The sequence below is a fragment of the Plantibacter sp. LMC-P-059a genome (assembly GCF_030209505.1).
In the GTDB taxonomy this organism is placed as follows: domain Bacteria; phylum Actinomycetota; class Actinomycetes; order Actinomycetales; family Microbacteriaceae; genus Plantibacter.
This window is the reverse complement of sequence record NZ_JARVRZ010000002.1, coordinates 256,602-270,813: the sequence shown is the minus strand read 5'-3', so window position 1 is coordinate 270,813 and position 14,212 is coordinate 256,602. Positions and strand designations below refer to the sequence as shown.

At 69.8% G+C, this 14,212-nt stretch carries 16 protein-coding genes; 15 read left to right on the top strand and 1 reads right to left on the bottom strand.

All coding sequences use genetic code 11. The annotated features are described in order from the left end of the window. Position 1: 1 nt before the first annotated feature. From tilS to QRN27_RS04630, 11 genes are all read left to right on the top strand, one after another. On the top strand, positions 2–1,009 hold the full coding sequence (tilS, locus tag QRN27_RS04680) for a tRNA lysidine(34) synthetase TilS (protein WP_285040911.1): 1,008 nt from the start codon (positions 2–4) through the stop codon (positions 1,007–1,009). Between the two features lie 63 nt (positions 1,010–1,072). Further along, positions 1,073–1,624, top strand: coding sequence for a hypoxanthine phosphoribosyltransferase (gene hpt / locus QRN27_RS04675; RefSeq protein ID WP_056008438.1), 552 nt, complete (start codon positions 1,073–1,075; stop codon positions 1,622–1,624). A gap of 153 nt (positions 1,625–1,777) precedes the next feature. After that, on the top strand, positions 1,778–3,796 hold the full coding sequence (ftsH, locus tag QRN27_RS04670; RefSeq protein ID WP_056008435.1) for an ATP-dependent zinc metalloprotease FtsH: 2,019 nt from the start codon (positions 1,778–1,780) through the stop codon (positions 3,794–3,796). A 5-nt stretch (positions 3,797–3,801) separates the two neighbouring features. After that, positions 3,802–4,464 carry a GTP cyclohydrolase I FolE gene (gene folE, locus QRN27_RS04665; protein WP_285040910.1) on the top strand — a complete coding sequence of 221 codons (663 nt, stop codon included), beginning with the start codon at positions 3,802–3,804 and terminating at the stop codon, positions 4,462–4,464. A gap of 70 nt (positions 4,465–4,534) precedes the next feature. Then, a complete protein-coding gene (folP, locus tag QRN27_RS04660; protein WP_285037033.1) occupies positions 4,535–5,326 on the top strand; it encodes a dihydropteroate synthase in 792 nt (263 codons plus the stop codon). After that, the gene (gene folB, locus QRN27_RS04655) at positions 5,319–5,708 is read left to right on the top strand and encodes a dihydroneopterin aldolase (RefSeq protein ID WP_082455910.1); all 390 of its coding nucleotides are present in this window, start codon (positions 5,319–5,321) and stop codon (positions 5,706–5,708) included. The genes folP and folB overlap by 8 nt, the downstream gene beginning before the upstream one ends. Next, complete coding sequence (gene folK, locus QRN27_RS04650) at positions 5,708–6,268, top strand: 2-amino-4-hydroxy-6-hydroxymethyldihydropteridine diphosphokinase (RefSeq protein WP_285040909.1); 561 nt, start codon at positions 5,708–5,710, stop codon at positions 6,266–6,268. The genes folB and folK overlap by 1 nt, the downstream gene beginning before the upstream one ends. Beyond that, positions 6,265–6,744, top strand: coding sequence for a DUF3180 domain-containing protein (locus QRN27_RS04645; protein WP_056008427.1), 480 nt, complete (start codon positions 6,265–6,267; stop codon positions 6,742–6,744). Before folK ends, QRN27_RS04645 begins: the two co-directional genes overlap by 4 nt. Further along, positions 6,704–7,315: a PH domain-containing protein gene (locus QRN27_RS04640; RefSeq protein ID WP_285040908.1), complete on the top strand. Its 612-nt coding sequence runs from the start codon at positions 6,704–6,706 to the stop codon at positions 7,313–7,315. Before QRN27_RS04645 ends, QRN27_RS04640 begins: the two co-directional genes overlap by 41 nt. Continuing rightward, positions 7,312–9,114, top strand: coding sequence for a PH domain-containing protein (locus tag QRN27_RS04635; RefSeq protein ID WP_285040907.1), 1,803 nt, complete (start codon positions 7,312–7,314; stop codon positions 9,112–9,114). The genes QRN27_RS04640 and QRN27_RS04635 overlap by 4 nt, the downstream gene beginning before the upstream one ends. Next, the gene (locus QRN27_RS04630) at positions 9,111–9,824 is read left to right on the top strand and encodes a Rossmann-like and DUF2520 domain-containing protein (protein WP_285040906.1); all 714 of its coding nucleotides are present in this window, start codon (positions 9,111–9,113) and stop codon (positions 9,822–9,824) included. Before QRN27_RS04635 ends, QRN27_RS04630 begins: the two co-directional genes overlap by 4 nt. 84 nt (positions 9,825–9,908) lie before the next feature. Here the strand turns inward: QRN27_RS04630 and QRN27_RS04625 are convergent, their stop codons facing one another. Further along, entirely contained in the window at positions 9,909–10,415 is a 507-nt protein-coding gene (locus tag QRN27_RS04625; protein ID WP_285040905.1) for a DoxX family protein, read from the bottom strand. 218 nt (positions 10,416–10,633) lie between these two features. Between QRN27_RS04625 and lysS the strand changes: the two genes are divergently transcribed. The 4 genes from lysS to cls all read left to right on the top strand — a co-directional run bounded on the left by lysS (position 10,634) and on the right by cls (position 14,188). Next, positions 10,634–12,154, top strand: a complete 1,521-nt coding sequence (gene lysS, locus QRN27_RS04620) for a lysine--tRNA ligase (protein WP_285040904.1) — start codon at positions 10,634–10,636, stop codon at positions 12,152–12,154. Positions 12,155–12,196: 42 nt separating this feature from the next. Beyond that, positions 12,197–12,343 carry a hypothetical protein gene (locus QRN27_RS04615; RefSeq protein ID WP_157579829.1) on the top strand — a complete coding sequence of 49 codons (147 nt, stop codon included), beginning with the start codon at positions 12,197–12,199 and terminating at the stop codon, positions 12,341–12,343. Between the two features lie 100 nt (positions 12,344–12,443). After that, complete coding sequence (locus QRN27_RS04610; protein WP_327078811.1) at positions 12,444–12,641, top strand: hypothetical protein; 198 nt, start codon at positions 12,444–12,446, stop codon at positions 12,639–12,641. A gap of 77 nt (positions 12,642–12,718) precedes the next feature. Beyond that, a complete protein-coding gene (gene cls / locus QRN27_RS04605; protein WP_285040903.1) occupies positions 12,719–14,188 on the top strand; it encodes a cardiolipin synthase in 1,470 nt (489 codons plus the stop codon). The last annotated feature ends 24 nt before the right edge of the window (positions 14,189–14,212 follow it).

Sequence of the window (14,212 nt, the reverse complement as noted above, 5' to 3'; positions counted from 1 at the left end):
CGTGAACGACGTCCGACCTCCGCTCAATCCGTCCGTCGCCGTGCTGCGGAAGGCGGTCCGCGACGCGATCGGTCGGTGGCCGGCGGCCGGAGCCGGGGCGGAGGGGGAGGCGGACCTCCTCGTCGCCCTGAGTGGTGGGGCGGACTCGCTCGCGCTCGCCGCCGCGACCGCGTTCGAGGCGTCGAAGCTCGGGTTGCGGGCCGGTGCCGTCATCGTCGACCACGGTCTGCAGGGGGACTCCGCGACCGTCGCCGCCCGGGCGGCAGAGCAGGCGAGGGCGCTGGGTCTCGACCCAGTGCTCGTCCGGAGGGTCGAGGTCGGTTCTGACGGCGGCCCGGAGGCGGCGGCTCGCGACGCCCGGTACGCGGCGCTCGAGGGCGCACGCGTCGAGGCCGGGGCGTCCGCCGTGTTGCTCGCACACACGCTCGACGACCAGGCCGAGACGGTACTCCTCGGGCTCGCCCGTGGATCCGGTGCCGGCAGCCTGCAGGGGATGTCGCCCGTCAGCGGCACCCTCGTCCGCCCCCTCCTCGGCGTCCGCCGTGCGCAGACCCGAGAGGCGTGTGCGGCGCTGGACCTGGACCCCTGGAACGATCCGCACAACACGGACGCCGCGTACACGCGCGTCCGGGTGCGCGAGCGGGTGCTCCCCGTGCTCGAGAGCGAACTCGGGCCGGGCATCGCGGAGGCGCTCGCCCGCACGGCGGACGCCATGCGGGAGGACGCCGAGGCCTTCGAGGAGATGATCGAGGAGACCATTGAGGAGATCGTCGAGCACGCCGAGGCCGGGATCTCCGTCAGTACGGCAGCGCTCGCCGCGAACCCCGCCGCGCTCCGGCAGCGCGTCATCCGGTACATCGTGCAGAGCGAGTTCGGCGTCGCCCTCTCACGGACGCAGACGATCGAGGTCGCGCGGCTCGTGACCGACTGGGCAGGGCAGGGCCCGATCGATCTGCCCGGCTGTCGGGCCATGCGCCGCGACGGCCGCATCGTGTTCTCCGCGCGCTGACCGCAGGCCCCGCGAGGAGGAGGCGCGCACCGGCGTCCAGGTCATCTCGCATACACTCGACGCATGGAGCAGAGCGACATTTCGGACGACCTCACGACCATCCTCGTCACCGAGCAGGAGATCCGCGACAAGCTCGCCGAACTCGCCCGCCGGATCGAGGTCGACTACGCCGGGAAGGACGTCCTGCTCGTCGGCGTCCTGAAGGGCGCGGTCATGGTCATGGCCGACCTGGCGCGCGAACTCCGCATCCCGCTGTCCATGGACTGGATGGCCGTCAGCTCCTACGGGGCGGGCACGAAGTCGAGCGGTGTCGTGCAGATCCGCAAGGACCTCGACGCCGACCTCACGAACCGTCACGTCCTGATCGTCGAGGACATCATCGACTCCGGCCTCACCCTCTCCTGGCTGCTCGAGAACTTCGCCTCGCGCGGCGCAGCCTCGATCGAGGTCTGCGCGCTCCTCCGCAAGCCGGAGGCCGCGAAGGTCCACGTCGAGTGCAAGTACGTCGGTTTCGACATCCCGAACGACTTCGTGGTCGGGTACGGTCTCGACTTCGACGAGAAGTACCGCAACCTCCGCGACGTCGGCGTGCTCGCCCCTCACGTCTACGCCTGAGGCGAGCGACGAACCTCGCCTGGATCACTCGTTAAGCCCATGGCAAACATGGGGGAGGCATCCAGCAGCGAGGGGGTAGCCTGATTTCCGACGCGGCTCCGCCCGTCGACCCCTCCTGCAGAAAGGGAACGGGCCAGTCCCGGCCTCTCAACTATGAACGTCAAGCGCCTCTTCAAGGGTCCCATCCCGTACCTCATCATCGCTGCTCTGGTCTTCTGGATCGGCATCAGCCTGATGAGCATGAACGGCTTCCGTGAGGTCTCCACGCAGGAAGGCCTGGCCTTCCTCGAGAAGGGGCAGGTCAAGGAGGCCGTCATCACGGACGGCGACCAGCGCGTCGACCTCACGCTGACGAAGGCGGACGACGAGTTCGGCAAGCAGGTGCAGTTCTACTACGTCGGCGCTCGTGCCGCCGACGTGGTCGAGGCCGTCGACGCCGCGGACCCCTCCGGCGGGTACAACGACAAGGTCCCGCAGCCGAGCTGGCTGCTGTCGATGCTCGGTCTCCTGCTGCCGCTGCTCCTGATCGGTGTGTTCTTCTGGCTGATGCTGTCCGGCATGCAGGGCGGCGGCAACAAGGTCATGCAGTTCGGCAAGTCGAAGGCGAAGCTCGTCTCCAAGGAGTCGCCGAAGGTCACCTTCGACGACGTCGCCGGGGCGGACGAGGCCATCGAGGAGCTCGAGGAGATCAAGGACTTCCTCAAGGAGCCCGCGAAGTTCCAGGCCGTCGGCGCCCGCATCCCGAAGGGTGTGCTGCTCTACGGCCCTCCCGGAACCGGCAAGACGCTGCTCGCCCGCGCCGTCGCCGGTGAGGCAGGCGTCCCCTTCTACTCGATCTCCGGTTCCGACTTCGTCGAGATGTTCGTCGGTGTCGGCGCGAGCCGCGTCCGCGACCTCTTCCAGCAGGCCAAGGAGAACTCGCCGGCGATCATCTTCGTCGACGAGATCGACGCCGTCGGTCGTCACCGTGGTGCCGGCATGGGCGGCGGTCACGACGAGCGCGAGCAGACCCTCAACCAGCTCCTGGTGGAGATGGACGGCTTCGACGTCAAGACGAACGTGATCCTCATCGCCGCGACGAACCGTCCCGACATCCTCGACCCCGCGCTCCTGCGTCCCGGTCGCTTCGACCGCCAGATCGGCGTCGACGCCCCGGACCTCGCCGGCCGCAAGCGGATCCTCGAGGTGCACGGCAAGGGCAAGCCCCTGGCCGCGAGCGTCGACCTCGAGGTCGTCGCCCGCAAGTCGCCCGGCTTCACCGGTGCCGACCTCGCCAACGTGCTCAACGAGGCCGCGCTGCTGACCGCGCGCTCGAACGCACAGCTCATCGACAACCGTGCACTCGACGAGGCCATCGACCGCGTCATCGCCGGTCCGCAGCGACGCACCCGCGTCATGCGCGAGCAGGAGAAGCTCATCACCGCGTACCACGAGGGTGGTCACGCCCTCGCGGCAGCGGCGATGAACAACACCGACCCCGTCACGAAGGTCACGATCCTGCCCCGAGGCCGCGCCCTCGGCTACACGATGGTGCTCCCGCTCGAGGACAAGTACTCCGTCACGCGCAACGAGCTGCTCGACCAGCTCGCCTACGCGATGGGCGGCCGCGTCGCCGAGGAGCTCGTCTTCCACGACCCGACCACCGGCGCTTCGAACGACATCGAGAAGGCCACCGGCATCGCCCGCAAGATGGTGACCGAGTACGGCATGACGACCGACGTCGGCGCCGTGAAGCTCGGCCAGTCCTCCGGTGAGATGTTCCTCGGCCGCGACATGGGCCACCAGCGCGACTACTCCGAGGAGATCGCGCAGCGCGTCGACGCCCAGGTCCGCGAACTCATCGAGGCCGCACACGACGAGGCTTGGCAGGTCATCACCACCAACCGCGCCGTGCTCGACCGCCTGGCCGCCGAGCTGATGGAGAAGGAGACCCTCGACCACCTGCAGCTGGCCGAGATCTTCAAGGACGTCAAGAAGCTCCCGCCGCGTCCGGTGTGGCTGTCCAGCAAGAAGCGCCCGGTCGGATCCGGTTCCGCGGTCGGCTCGACGACGTTCACCGCCCCCATCGACTCGGGTGCGGCAGACGGCGGCGTGAGCTCCGAGCCGGAGCCGGAGGCGCCCGTGAAGCCGAAGCGCACCCGCGCCACGAAGCCGCGACCGGCGACCGCCTAGCCCGCATGACGCCCGGCGAGCACCCCGCGAACGCCGCGGTCGGAGCCGCGCAGGCCGAGTCTGATCCAGGCTCGGCCTCGCGGCCGTCCGTGGACCGCGCACGGATCGCTGCGGCCGTCCTCGAGATCCTCGACGCGATCGGCGAGGATCCGGCCCGCGACGGCCTGGCCGACACCCCGACGCGCGTCGCCGACGCGTACGCGGAGTTCTTCAGCGGCATCGGCCAGGACGCCGGCGAGCACCTGGCTCGCACGATCCCCATCGAGGAGGGCGCGACGAGCGACGCCGTGCTCGTCCGCGACATCGCCTTCCGCTCCGTGTGCGAGCACCATCTGCTGCCGTTCCTCGGCACGGCGCACATCGCCTACCTCCCCGACGAACGCGTCATCGGGCTCGGCGCCCTGCCGAAGGTCGTCGACGCGATCGCGTCCCGCCCGCAGGTGCAGGAGCGTCTGAGCGAACAGATCGCCGACGTCCTCGACGAGCGACTCGCACCGCGCGGCGTCCTCGTCGTGCTCGAAGCCGCACACGGCTGCGTGTCCATGCGCGGTTCGCGTCAGCTGACGAGCACCACCGTCACGATCGCCAGCCGCGGTGCGCTCGCGGATCCCGCCGCGCGTGCAGAACTGATGCAGCTGATCGGCACCCCCGCCGAACAGGCCCGGTGATCCGGTGACGAGCGACGACGGGCACGCCGTCACAGCAGACAGCCGGCGCACGACCACGCATCCCGAGATTATGGGCGTCGTCAACGTCACGCCCGACTCCTTCAGCGACGGCGGCCGCTACTTCGACGTCGACGACGCCGTCGCACACGGCCTCGAGCTGGTCGCGGCCGGGGCCACCGTCATCGACGTGGGCGGTGAGTCCACGCGGCCGGGCGCCGCGCGGGTCGACACCCGCGAGGAACAGCACCGGGTCGCACCCGTCGTGTCGGCCTTGGCCGCGGCCGGGGTGCGGGTGAGCATCGACACGATGAGCGCCGAGACCGCTCGGGCCGCGGCCGATGCCGGCGCATCGATCATCAACGACGTGTCCGGCGGGCTCGCGGACGACCGGATGCCGGCGTTCATGGCCGCGTCCGGCCTCGACTGCGTCATCAGCCACTGGCGCGGTCACTCGGTGGACATGGCGAGCCGCGCCTCGTACACGGACGCGGCGGTCGACGTCGCGCGCGAACTCGACGACCGCGTGTCGACCCTGCTCGGTCAGGGCGTCGATCCACAGCGGATCGTCGTCGATCCCGGGCTCGGCTTCTCGAAGCACACCGAGCACAACTGGCGCATCCTCGCGCGTCTGGACCTCCTGCTCGAGCTCGGCTATCCGGTGCTCGTCGGCGCCTCGCGCAAGCGGTTCCTCGGCGCACTCCTGCCGGACGACGCCCCGATGACCGATCGCGATCTCCCGAGTGCCGTGGTGAGCGTGCTGGCGGTGCAAGCCGGCGCCTGGGGCGTCCGCGTCCACGACGTCGCCGCCACGAGACTCGCCCTCGACACCCTCGATGCATGGCAAGGTGGAGCCGATGACTGATTCGATCACCCTCACGGGCCTGCGGGCCTTCGCCCACCACGGCGTCTTCGACTTCGAGCGCGAAGCGGGGCAGGAGTTCGTCATCGACGTGACGGTCACCCTCGACCTCCGCCCTGCGGCAGGCGGCGACGAACTCGGCGCGACCATGCACTACGGCGAGCTGGCGGAAGCCGTCGTCGCCGCGGTCGAACGCGACCCGGTGGACCTCATCGAGACGGTCGCGGAGCGCATCGCCGCGGTCGTGCTGTCGAACCCGCGCGCGGAGGCGGTGCGGGTCACCCTCCACAAGCCGAGCGCCCCGATCACGGTGCCGTTCGCGGACGTCGCGGTGACGATCGAGCGCACCGCCGCCGACCGCGCGGAGACCGGGCAGGCCGGCTGATGGTGTCGCGCACCCCGATCCACGACCCGGCACGACGCCCGGGGCCACCGAAGCCACGTGCGGTGCAGGCCGTCATCGCCCTCGGGGCGAACCTCGGGGATCGCCGCGCGACGATCGCACAGGCGTGTGAGGACCTCGCCGCCGTCGACGGCGTGCTCGAGGTGCGACCCTCGCCGCTCGTCTCGAGTGCCGCCATCAAGCCGATGGGCGTGGACGAGTCGGCACCCGCGTACCTCAACGGGGTCGCCATCGTCCGGACCCGGCTCCGGCCGCTCGAGCTCCTCGACGAACTCCAGCGGATCGAGCTGGCCCACGGCCGCGTCCGTGAGGAGCGCTGGGGCGACCGGACGCTCGACCTCGACCTCCTCGCCTACGACGACGAGACGATCGACGACGACCGCCTCACGGTCCCGCACCCGCGTGCCGCCGAGCGCGGTTTCGTCGTCGTGCCCTGGCTGTTGCTCGACCCCGATGCGACGTTGCCCGGTGTGGGTCGACTCGACACCCTCGCCGCCGCCAAGGATGGATCCGTGGTCCCCGACGACGGAGTGCAGCCGTGAGGCGGACCACCGCGACGCCGCTCATCGTCCTCGCCGGGGTCGGCGTGGTCTTCGGGTTCCTCGTCGAGGTGGCGTCGGTGTCCGCCGGGCGTGCCTCGATCATCCCGCCCGTCACCCTCACGGTCTCCCTCGTCGCGGTCGCCATCATCCTCATCGCCCTGTCCTGGCCGATCCGGCGCAGCACGACCGGGCACGCGACCCGACGGATCGACCCGTTCCGGGCGATGCGGGTGGCCGCCCTCGCGAAGGCGTCGAGCCACGCGGGCGCCCTGGTCGCCGGTGCAACCGTCGGGATCATGCTCTTCCTCCTGACCCGCCCGATCCTGCCCGCGCTAGGCTCGTTGTGGCTGGTGATCGCGTCCATCGTGGGATCCGTCGCGCTCGTCGTCGCCGCTCTGGTGGCCGAGTGGTTCTGCACCGTTCCGAAGGATGATGATGACGACGCCGCACCCGGGGGAGCCCCGTCCCACACCTGAACCGATCGTCGAGCGGCCGCTGATCGACACGCCGCTCGAGGAGACGTCGGCCCCGGAGGTCGCGCACGCCGACTCCTCCGCCCCCGTCGGACACCGGCTGGACCTCCCTGACGTCGAATGGCGGCGGGTGAGCCGCAAGCTCATCGCCATCGAGTTCATCTCCGAGGGTGCCGGCCTGCTCATCGTCACCGCGGCGGTCGTGTTCGTCGCGCTCGTCTGGGATTGGACGTGGATCTGGTGGCCGTTCGCCGCCTTCGCGGTCATCTCGCTGATCACCGCGGCGTTCATCCCGCGTCGGATCCGAGCCATCGGCTACCAGCTCCGCGCTGACGACCTCCTGTTCCGCCGGGGGATCATGTGGCAGCGCTTCGTCGCCGTCCCGTACGGTCGCATGCAGCTCGTCGACATCAACCGCGGGCCGCTCTCTCGTGCGTTCGGCCTGGCCGACCTCAAGTTCGTGACCGCCTCCGCCTCCACCGGCGTGGTGATCAACGGGCTGCCCGAGGCCGAGGCGGAGGGACTGCGCGATCACCTGGTCGCCGTGGCGGAGAGCCGGCGGACCGGCCTGTGAGCGAGCAGCAGCCACAGGTGCCGCCACCCCGGTTCGAGGTGCCCGCGGCCGGGCCACGCGTCAAACCGACGGCCGAGGCGATCGTTCCGCGCGTCGCCGGGCAGAGCCTGGTCGACGGTCAGTGGCACCGCCTGCACCCGGCGACCCCGCTGCTCCGCGGCGGGATCGCGTTCGTCGCCATCCTCGGCATCGTCATCGCCAACTTGCGCGAGCGGCTCATCGAGTTCTTCATCCCGGCGCCTGGCATGGAGCAGCCGACCGACCCGATCGACTACATCCTGAACCACGGGTTCGTCGGCTGGGTGCTCCTCGCGATCGCCGTCGGGCTCATCGTGGTCATCGCCGTGTTCTGGTTCTCGTGGCGCATGCACACCTTCCGCGTGACGGATGAGGCGGTCGAGGTCCGCAGCGGCATCCTCTTCCGCACGAACCGCAAGGCCAAGCTCGACCGCATCCAGGGCGTCTCCATCGAGAAGCCGTTGCTGGCCCGGCTCATCGGCGCCTCCCGCATCAACGTGAGCGTCGCCGGGCAGGATGCGAACGTCAAGCTCGAGTACCTCTACACGGCGGACGCCGACGGCCTGCGCCGCGACGTGCTCACCCTCGCGAGCGGTGTGAAGCTCGCCGAGCGACAGCAGCGGCCAGCCGCCGCTCCGGTCGACCCGAGCCTGCCGGCGACGGAGGCCGCCACATCGGACGGCGGTGGCGTCTCACGGTTCGTCACCGAGCGTGTGGACGATTTCATTGCACCGGAACTGGACCCCCAGGAGGCGGTGCCCGACTCAGTTGTCCGGTTGACCCTCTGGCGCCTCGTCGGCTCAACCGTGGTGAGTCCGTTCACCGTCATCGTCCTGATCTCGGTGGTGGTCGGGGTCGTCCTGCTCGTGAACGGTCTCGACTGGGCCTGGTTCTGGCTGGTGCCGATGGTGTTGAGCCTCGGTGCCTACATCTGGTCGAGCGTGACGAAGTCGCTCCGGTACAGCATCGCCGCGACCCCCTCGGGCGTGCGCGTCGGGTTCGGACTGTTCTCGACGACCAACGACACCATCCCCCCGGGTCGCATCCACGCCATCGAGGTGTCGCAGCCGATCATCTGGCGTCCCTTCGGCTGGTGGAAGGTCCGGATCAACAAGGCCGGTCTCTCGCTCGAGCAGGCAGCCCGCGGTGCGAGCAACAACACGGTGCTGCCGGTCGGGTCGCTCGTCGACGCCGCCCAGGTCGTGGAGCTGATGCTCGCCGGTCGCATCGACGGCAGCGCCTGGGCGCCACTGCAGTCCGCCCTCTCGACGCGTGACGGCGTCGGGTTCGTCGGGTCGCCCCGACGCTCGATGTGGATCAACTGGTTCTCGTGGCGGCGCACCGGCTATGCACTGCGCGACGGGATGCTGCTCTTCCGGCAGGGGGTCGTCTGGCGGAAGCTCCACATCCTGCCGCTCGCCCGGCTGCAGAGCATCCGCATCAACCAGGGGCCGCTTCTGCGGGCGCTCGACCTGGCCTCCGCGACCGCGCACACGGTGCCCGGTCCGGTGGTCGCGAAGCTCCCAGCCATGGCGCGGGACGAGGCGGTTCGCATGTTCGAGGCGGCCTCCGAGGCGATCGTGGTCGCGCAGGCGACCGATCGGAGTCACCGGTGGGCGAGCTTCGACCCCGAACACCAGCCCGGTGACGAGCCGGTGACGGCCCCGTACCTCGCGGAACCGTCGGCACGGCCGGAGGGCGTGGCGATGCCGGAGGCCGCGGGACCGCGCGAGCCCTCCGCAGGGCCAGCGCCGGCCGAGCACGATGGGACGACGCGGTGAGCGCCGACCGACGGAACGCCCGCCTCGGCGTCGGGATCATCGGCAGCGGTCGGGTCGGCCCGGTCATCGGGGCAGCCCTCGGTGGCGCCGGACACGCGATCGTCGGCATCACCGCCGTGTCCGACGAGAGTCTCGACCGCGCGAACGCCCTCCTGCCGGACGTCCCCGTGCTCGATCCGACCGAGGTCGTCGAGCGGAGCGAACTCGTCGTGATCGCCGTGCCGGACGAGCAACTCGCGTCGTTGGTCGAGGGGCTCGCGGCAGTGGGTGCGTGGCAGCCGGGTCAGCTCGTGGCGCATACCTCCGCCCGTTTCGGCACCGCGGTCCTCGCTCCGGCCGCTCGTGCGGGCGCCATCCCGTTGGCGTTGCACCCGGCGATGGTGTTCACTGGGACGAGCCTCGATCTCGCCCGCCTACATGAGACGTCCTTCGCGGTCACCGCTCCGGCACCCGTGCAGCCGATCGGCCAGGCGCTGGTCGTGGAGATGGGCGCGGAACCGGTCATCATCGCCGAAGCCGATCGTGAGGCGTACGCCGAGGCGGTCGAAACGGCTGCGAGCTTCTCCCGGGCCGTCGTGCAGCAGGCGACCGGACTCCTCCAGGAGATCGGGATCGAGAACGCCGGCGGCTTCCTCTCCTCGCTCGTGCGGTCCTCGGTGGACGAGGCCCTGCGCGGCGCCACGACGCCCGACGTCGACGAGTTGCTCTGACGGAACGGCCGCCCACTCGTCCGAAGGGGCGAGCGAGCGGCCGTGGTCGCACCCGACGGTGCGGGCGACGTCGTGGTGCCGGGGTCAGCGACGACCGCGGATGAGCGCGTCGACCGCGAACCGGCCCGGGCCCGTGAAAGCGAGGGCGAGGGCTGCGACGCCGAGCACCATGACGTACTCGAAGCCACCCTCGATGGCGGAGAAGCCGGCCGGCAGATGCACGAGGACCAGGGCGACCGCCATCGTCACGGCGAGCAGCGCCCCGATGACGCGGGTGCCGAGTCCGACGATGAGCAGGAGTCCACCCACGAGTTCGAGTCCGGCGACGACGACCGCGGTCACGTCGGGGAGCGGGATGCCCATCCCGCCGAAGCCGGCCGCGACGCCCGGGATCGTGTCGACGAGGAACTTCTGCAGCCCGTGCGCGATGAAGACCACGCCGAGGACCACGCGGAGGAGGACGAGTCCGGCGTCGAGGCCGACGGAGTGCCGAGCGGCGGCGGCCGAGGCCGGTACCGGTGGGACGACGGTGGCGTCGCGGCGGTCGGTGTGCTGATGGTCGGTGTGCTGGTGGTCGGAGAGCGTCGTCATGACGAGCCTTTCGAGTTCGTTTCCGGCGTCGGTGCCCCCGATCGGGACTCCTGGCCTCCGAGCCAAGCACGGGCCGTGGGCGCGACGGGGTGCTCGGAACGGTTCTTCGAGACCCTTGTCAGGCCGTCGATAGCGGGTTCATAGGAAACCCGCCGTGCGCGCAGGCCGAGCGTGGTCCCCGGTAAACTCCAGTGACCGCACGAGGAGAATCGCACCGCATGACTGACACGACGCCAGAGCCGATCGACGACGCAGCAGAGCAGGCAGAGCTCTCCGAGCAGAAGGCCGTCCGCCTCGCGAAGCGCCAGCGCCTCATCGACGAGGCGACCTCCGGTGCCGGTGGTGCCTACCCGGTCACCCTGCCCATCACGGACACCATCCCGGCCGTGCGCGCCCGCTACGGTGACCTGCAGCCCGATGAGGCCACCGGCGAGACCGTCGGCGTCGCCGGGCGGGTCGTGCACCTGCGCAACACCGGCAAGCTCTGCTTCGCGAGCCTGCAGTCGGGTGACGGCAGCCGCATCCAGGCCATGGTGAGCCTCGCCAGTGTCGGCGACGAGCAGCTCGCCGCGTGGAAGGAGCTCGTCGACCTCGGCGACCACGTCTTCGTCTCCGGTGAGGTCATCTCCAGCCGCCGTGGGGAGCTGTCGATCATGGTGGCCGAGTGGACCATCGCCGCCAAGGCGATCCTCCCGCTGCCGAACCTCCACAACGAGCTGAACGAGGAGACCCGGGTCCGCAGCCGGTACCTCGACCTGATCGCCCGCGACCAGGCGCGCAAGAACGTGCTCGACCGGGCGAAGACCGTCGCGAGCCTCCGCCAGACGTTCACGGAGCGCGACTTCGTCGAGGTCGAGACGCCCATGCTCCAGGTCATGCACGGTGGTGCGTCGGCCCGGCCGTTCGTCACGCACTCGAACGCGTTCGACACCGAGCTCTACCTGCGCATCGCTCCGGAGCTGTACCTGAAGCGTGCCGTCGTCGGCGGGATCGACCACGTCTACGAGATCAACCGCAACTTCCGCAACGAGGGCGCCGACTCCACGCACAGCCCGGAGTTCGCGATGCTCGAGGCGTACGAGGCCTACGGCGACTACGGCACCATGGCCGACCTCACGCAGACGCTCATCCAGAACGCGGCGTTGGCCACGAGCGGCAGCCACGTGGTCACCTGGGCGGACGGTACCGAGTTCGACCTCGGCGGCGACTGGGACCGCATCTCGATGTTCGAGAGCCTCTCCGCCGCAGCCGGTGTGGAGATCACCCCGCAGACCCCGATCGAGGAGCTCAAGGCCCTGGCGGAGCGCGAGGGGGTCGAGGTGCCGCACCCGATCCATGGCAAGTACGTCGAGGAGCTGTGGGAGCACTTCGTGAAGGGCGGCCTCGAGCGCCCGACCTTCGTGATGGACTTCCCGGTCGACACGAGCCCCCTCGTCCGGGCGCACCGCTCCATCGAGGGCGCCGTCGAGAAGTGGGACCTCTACGTCCGTGGCTTCGAACTGGCGACCGGCTACTCCGAGCTCGTCGACCCGGTCGTGCAGCGCGAGCGCTTCATCGAGCAGGCGAAGCTCGCCGCGCAGGGCGACGTCGAGGCGATGCGTCTCGACGAGGAGTTCCTGCGGGCCCTCGAGTTCGGCATGCCGCCATCGGGTGGCATGGGCATGGGCATCGACCGTCTCCTCATGGCGCTCACCGGTCTCGGCATCCGCGAGACGATCCTCTTCCCCCTGGTCAAGTAGCGGCCCAGCCGGCAGCACGACCACGAACAGTCAGGCGCGACGATGAGCATGATGGACCCGGGCGACCACCAGGACCCGAAGAAGCAAGGACCGACGACAGCGCGGATCACGATCTGGATCGTGGTGAGCGGCATCGGCCTCTACCTCGTGGTGAGCGGCCTCTGGGGTGCCCTCGCGGGCGGTTCCTGAGCCTGTCAAAGGGCGGTTCCTGAGCGACCCGCCCTTCCGGTCCCTGCCCTTCGACAGGCTCAGGAACCGCAACCCTGTCGAAGGGCGGTACGATTGACGGGTGATCGAGGACTACTGGCTGAATGCGCTCTGGTCGCTGCTGCCCACCGTGGTCGTCGGCGTCATCTTCTGGGTCGTGATGCGCGCCATCCTGCGCTCCGACCGCAACGAGCGCAAGGCGTACGCGCAGGTCGAGGCGGAGCAGCGCGCGAAGCTCGGTCTGCCGCCCGTCGACTCGACGGCCCCCCGCGAGGTCTGAACGCCCGTCCGACGCCGCGGTGTCGCAAGCCCGCAGTCCGGGGTGGTCAGTAGGCTGGAGCCTCGGCACCTGAGCGGATGGGCGACATGACGATCGAGTTCTCCTGGAACTGGCTGGGCATCACGGCCCTCGTCCTGGACTTCATCATCCGTGTCATCGCGGTCATCGTCGTCCCGCGCAACCGGCGCCCGACCGCCGGGATGGCCTGGTTGCTCGCCATCTTCCTCATCCCGTACCTCGGGGTCATCGTCTTCCTGCTCATCGGCAACCCGAAGCTGCCCCGGGTGCGTCGGCGGAAGCAGTACGACATCAACGTGTACATCCGTCAGACGACCCGCGACCTCGTCAAGGCGAACCTGACCTCAAACGCGCCGGCGTGGTTCCGCTCGGTCGTGACGCTCAACCGGAACCTCGGTTCGATGCCGCTCCAGGGCGGGAACGCCGCGAGCCTCATCGGCGACTACGAGGCCTCTCTCCACGCGATGGCCGGGGACGTCGACCGTGCGCAGCACTTCGTGCACGTCGAGTTCTACATCCTCACCTGCGATCGGACGACGAAGCCGTTCTTCGACGCGCTGGAGCGCGCGATCGATCGCGGCGTCACCGTCCGAGTGCTCCTCGACCACTTCGCGAGCTGGCGGACCCCCGACTACAAGCACACGCTGCAGCGGCTCACGGCGATGGGGGCGCAGTGGGCGCTCATGCTGCCGCTCCAGCCGTTCAAGGGGAAGTTCCAACGTCCCGACCTCCGGAACCACCGCAAGATGGTCATCGTCGACGGCGCCGTCGCCTACATGGGGTCGCAGAACATGATCGACCGGAGCTACAACAAGCCCGGGAACATCAAGCGCGGGCTCCAGTGGCAGGAGCTCATGACCCGAGTGGAGGGTCCGGGGGTCGCCGGCATCAACACGATCTTCCTGAGCGACTGGTACAGCGAGACCGGCGACGTACTGTCGCAGGAGGTCGGACTGCTCGATGCCCGACCCGTCGGTGACCTCGAGCTGCAGGTGGTGCCGAGCGGCCCAGGGTTCGACGGCGACAACAACCTCAAGCTCTTCCTCGCGCTCATCTACGCGGCGCAACGGCGCATCGTCATCACGAGTCCGTACTTCGTCCCCGACGAGTCCTTGCTCGCCGCCGTCACGACCGCCGTGCAGCGCGGGGTCCCGGTCGACCTGTTCGTGTCCGAGATCGGCGACCAGGCGGTGGTGTGGCACGCGCAGCGCTCGTACTACGAGGCGCTCCTGCGGGCCGGGGTGCGGATCTTCCAGTACCCAGCGCCGTACATCCTGCACGCCAAGCACTTCACGATCGACGACGACGTCGCGGTCATCGGCTCGAGCAACATGGACATGCGGTCCTTCGGTCTCAACCTGGAGGTGTCGCTCATGGTCCGCGGGCGTGAGTTCGTCCGCGAGATGCGTGCCGTGGAGGACGGATACCGCGAGATCAGCAAGGAGCTGACGCTCGCGGAATGGCTGAAGCAGCCGCTGCGCTCGACGGTCCTCGACAACCTCGCGCGGCTCACCTCGGCGCTCCAGTAGCGGCCGGCGTGGCGCGGCACCAGG

What these genes read in the sequence shown, in the direction of transcription:
- folB (WP_082455910.1), top strand. Translation starts at nt 5,319, where the DNA reads ATGACTGATTCGATCACCCTCACGGGCCTGCGGGCCTTCGCCCACCAC.
- lysS (WP_285040904.1), top strand. Translation starts at nt 10,634, where the DNA reads ATGACTGACACGACGCCAGAGCCGATCGACGACGCAGCAGAGCAGGCA.
- ftsH (WP_056008435.1), top strand. Translation starts at nt 1,778, where the DNA reads ATGAACGTCAAGCGCCTCTTCAAGGGTCCCATCCCGTACCTCATCATC.
- QRN27_RS04615 (WP_157579829.1), top strand. Translation starts at nt 12,197, where the DNA reads ATGAGCATGATGGACCCGGGCGACCACCAGGACCCGAAGAAGCAAGGA.
- folK (WP_285040909.1), top strand. Translation starts at nt 5,708, where the DNA reads ATGGTGTCGCGCACCCCGATCCACGACCCGGCACGACGCCCGGGGCCA.
- QRN27_RS04625 (WP_285040905.1), bottom strand. Translation starts at nt 10,415, where the DNA reads ATGACGACGCTCTCCGACCACCAGCACACCGACCATCAGCACACCGAC.
- cls (WP_285040903.1), top strand. Translation starts at nt 12,719, where the DNA reads ATGGGCGACATGACGATCGAGTTCTCCTGGAACTGGCTGGGCATCACG.
- QRN27_RS04640 (WP_285040908.1), top strand. Translation starts at nt 6,704, where the DNA reads ATGACGACGCCGCACCCGGGGGAGCCCCGTCCCACACCTGAACCGATC.
- folP (WP_285037033.1), top strand. Translation starts at nt 4,535, where the DNA reads ATGGGCGTCGTCAACGTCACGCCCGACTCCTTCAGCGACGGCGGCCGC.
- folE (WP_285040910.1), top strand. Translation starts at nt 3,802, where the DNA reads ATGACGCCCGGCGAGCACCCCGCGAACGCCGCGGTCGGAGCCGCGCAG.
- hpt (WP_056008438.1), top strand. Translation starts at nt 1,073, where the DNA reads ATGGAGCAGAGCGACATTTCGGACGACCTCACGACCATCCTCGTCACC.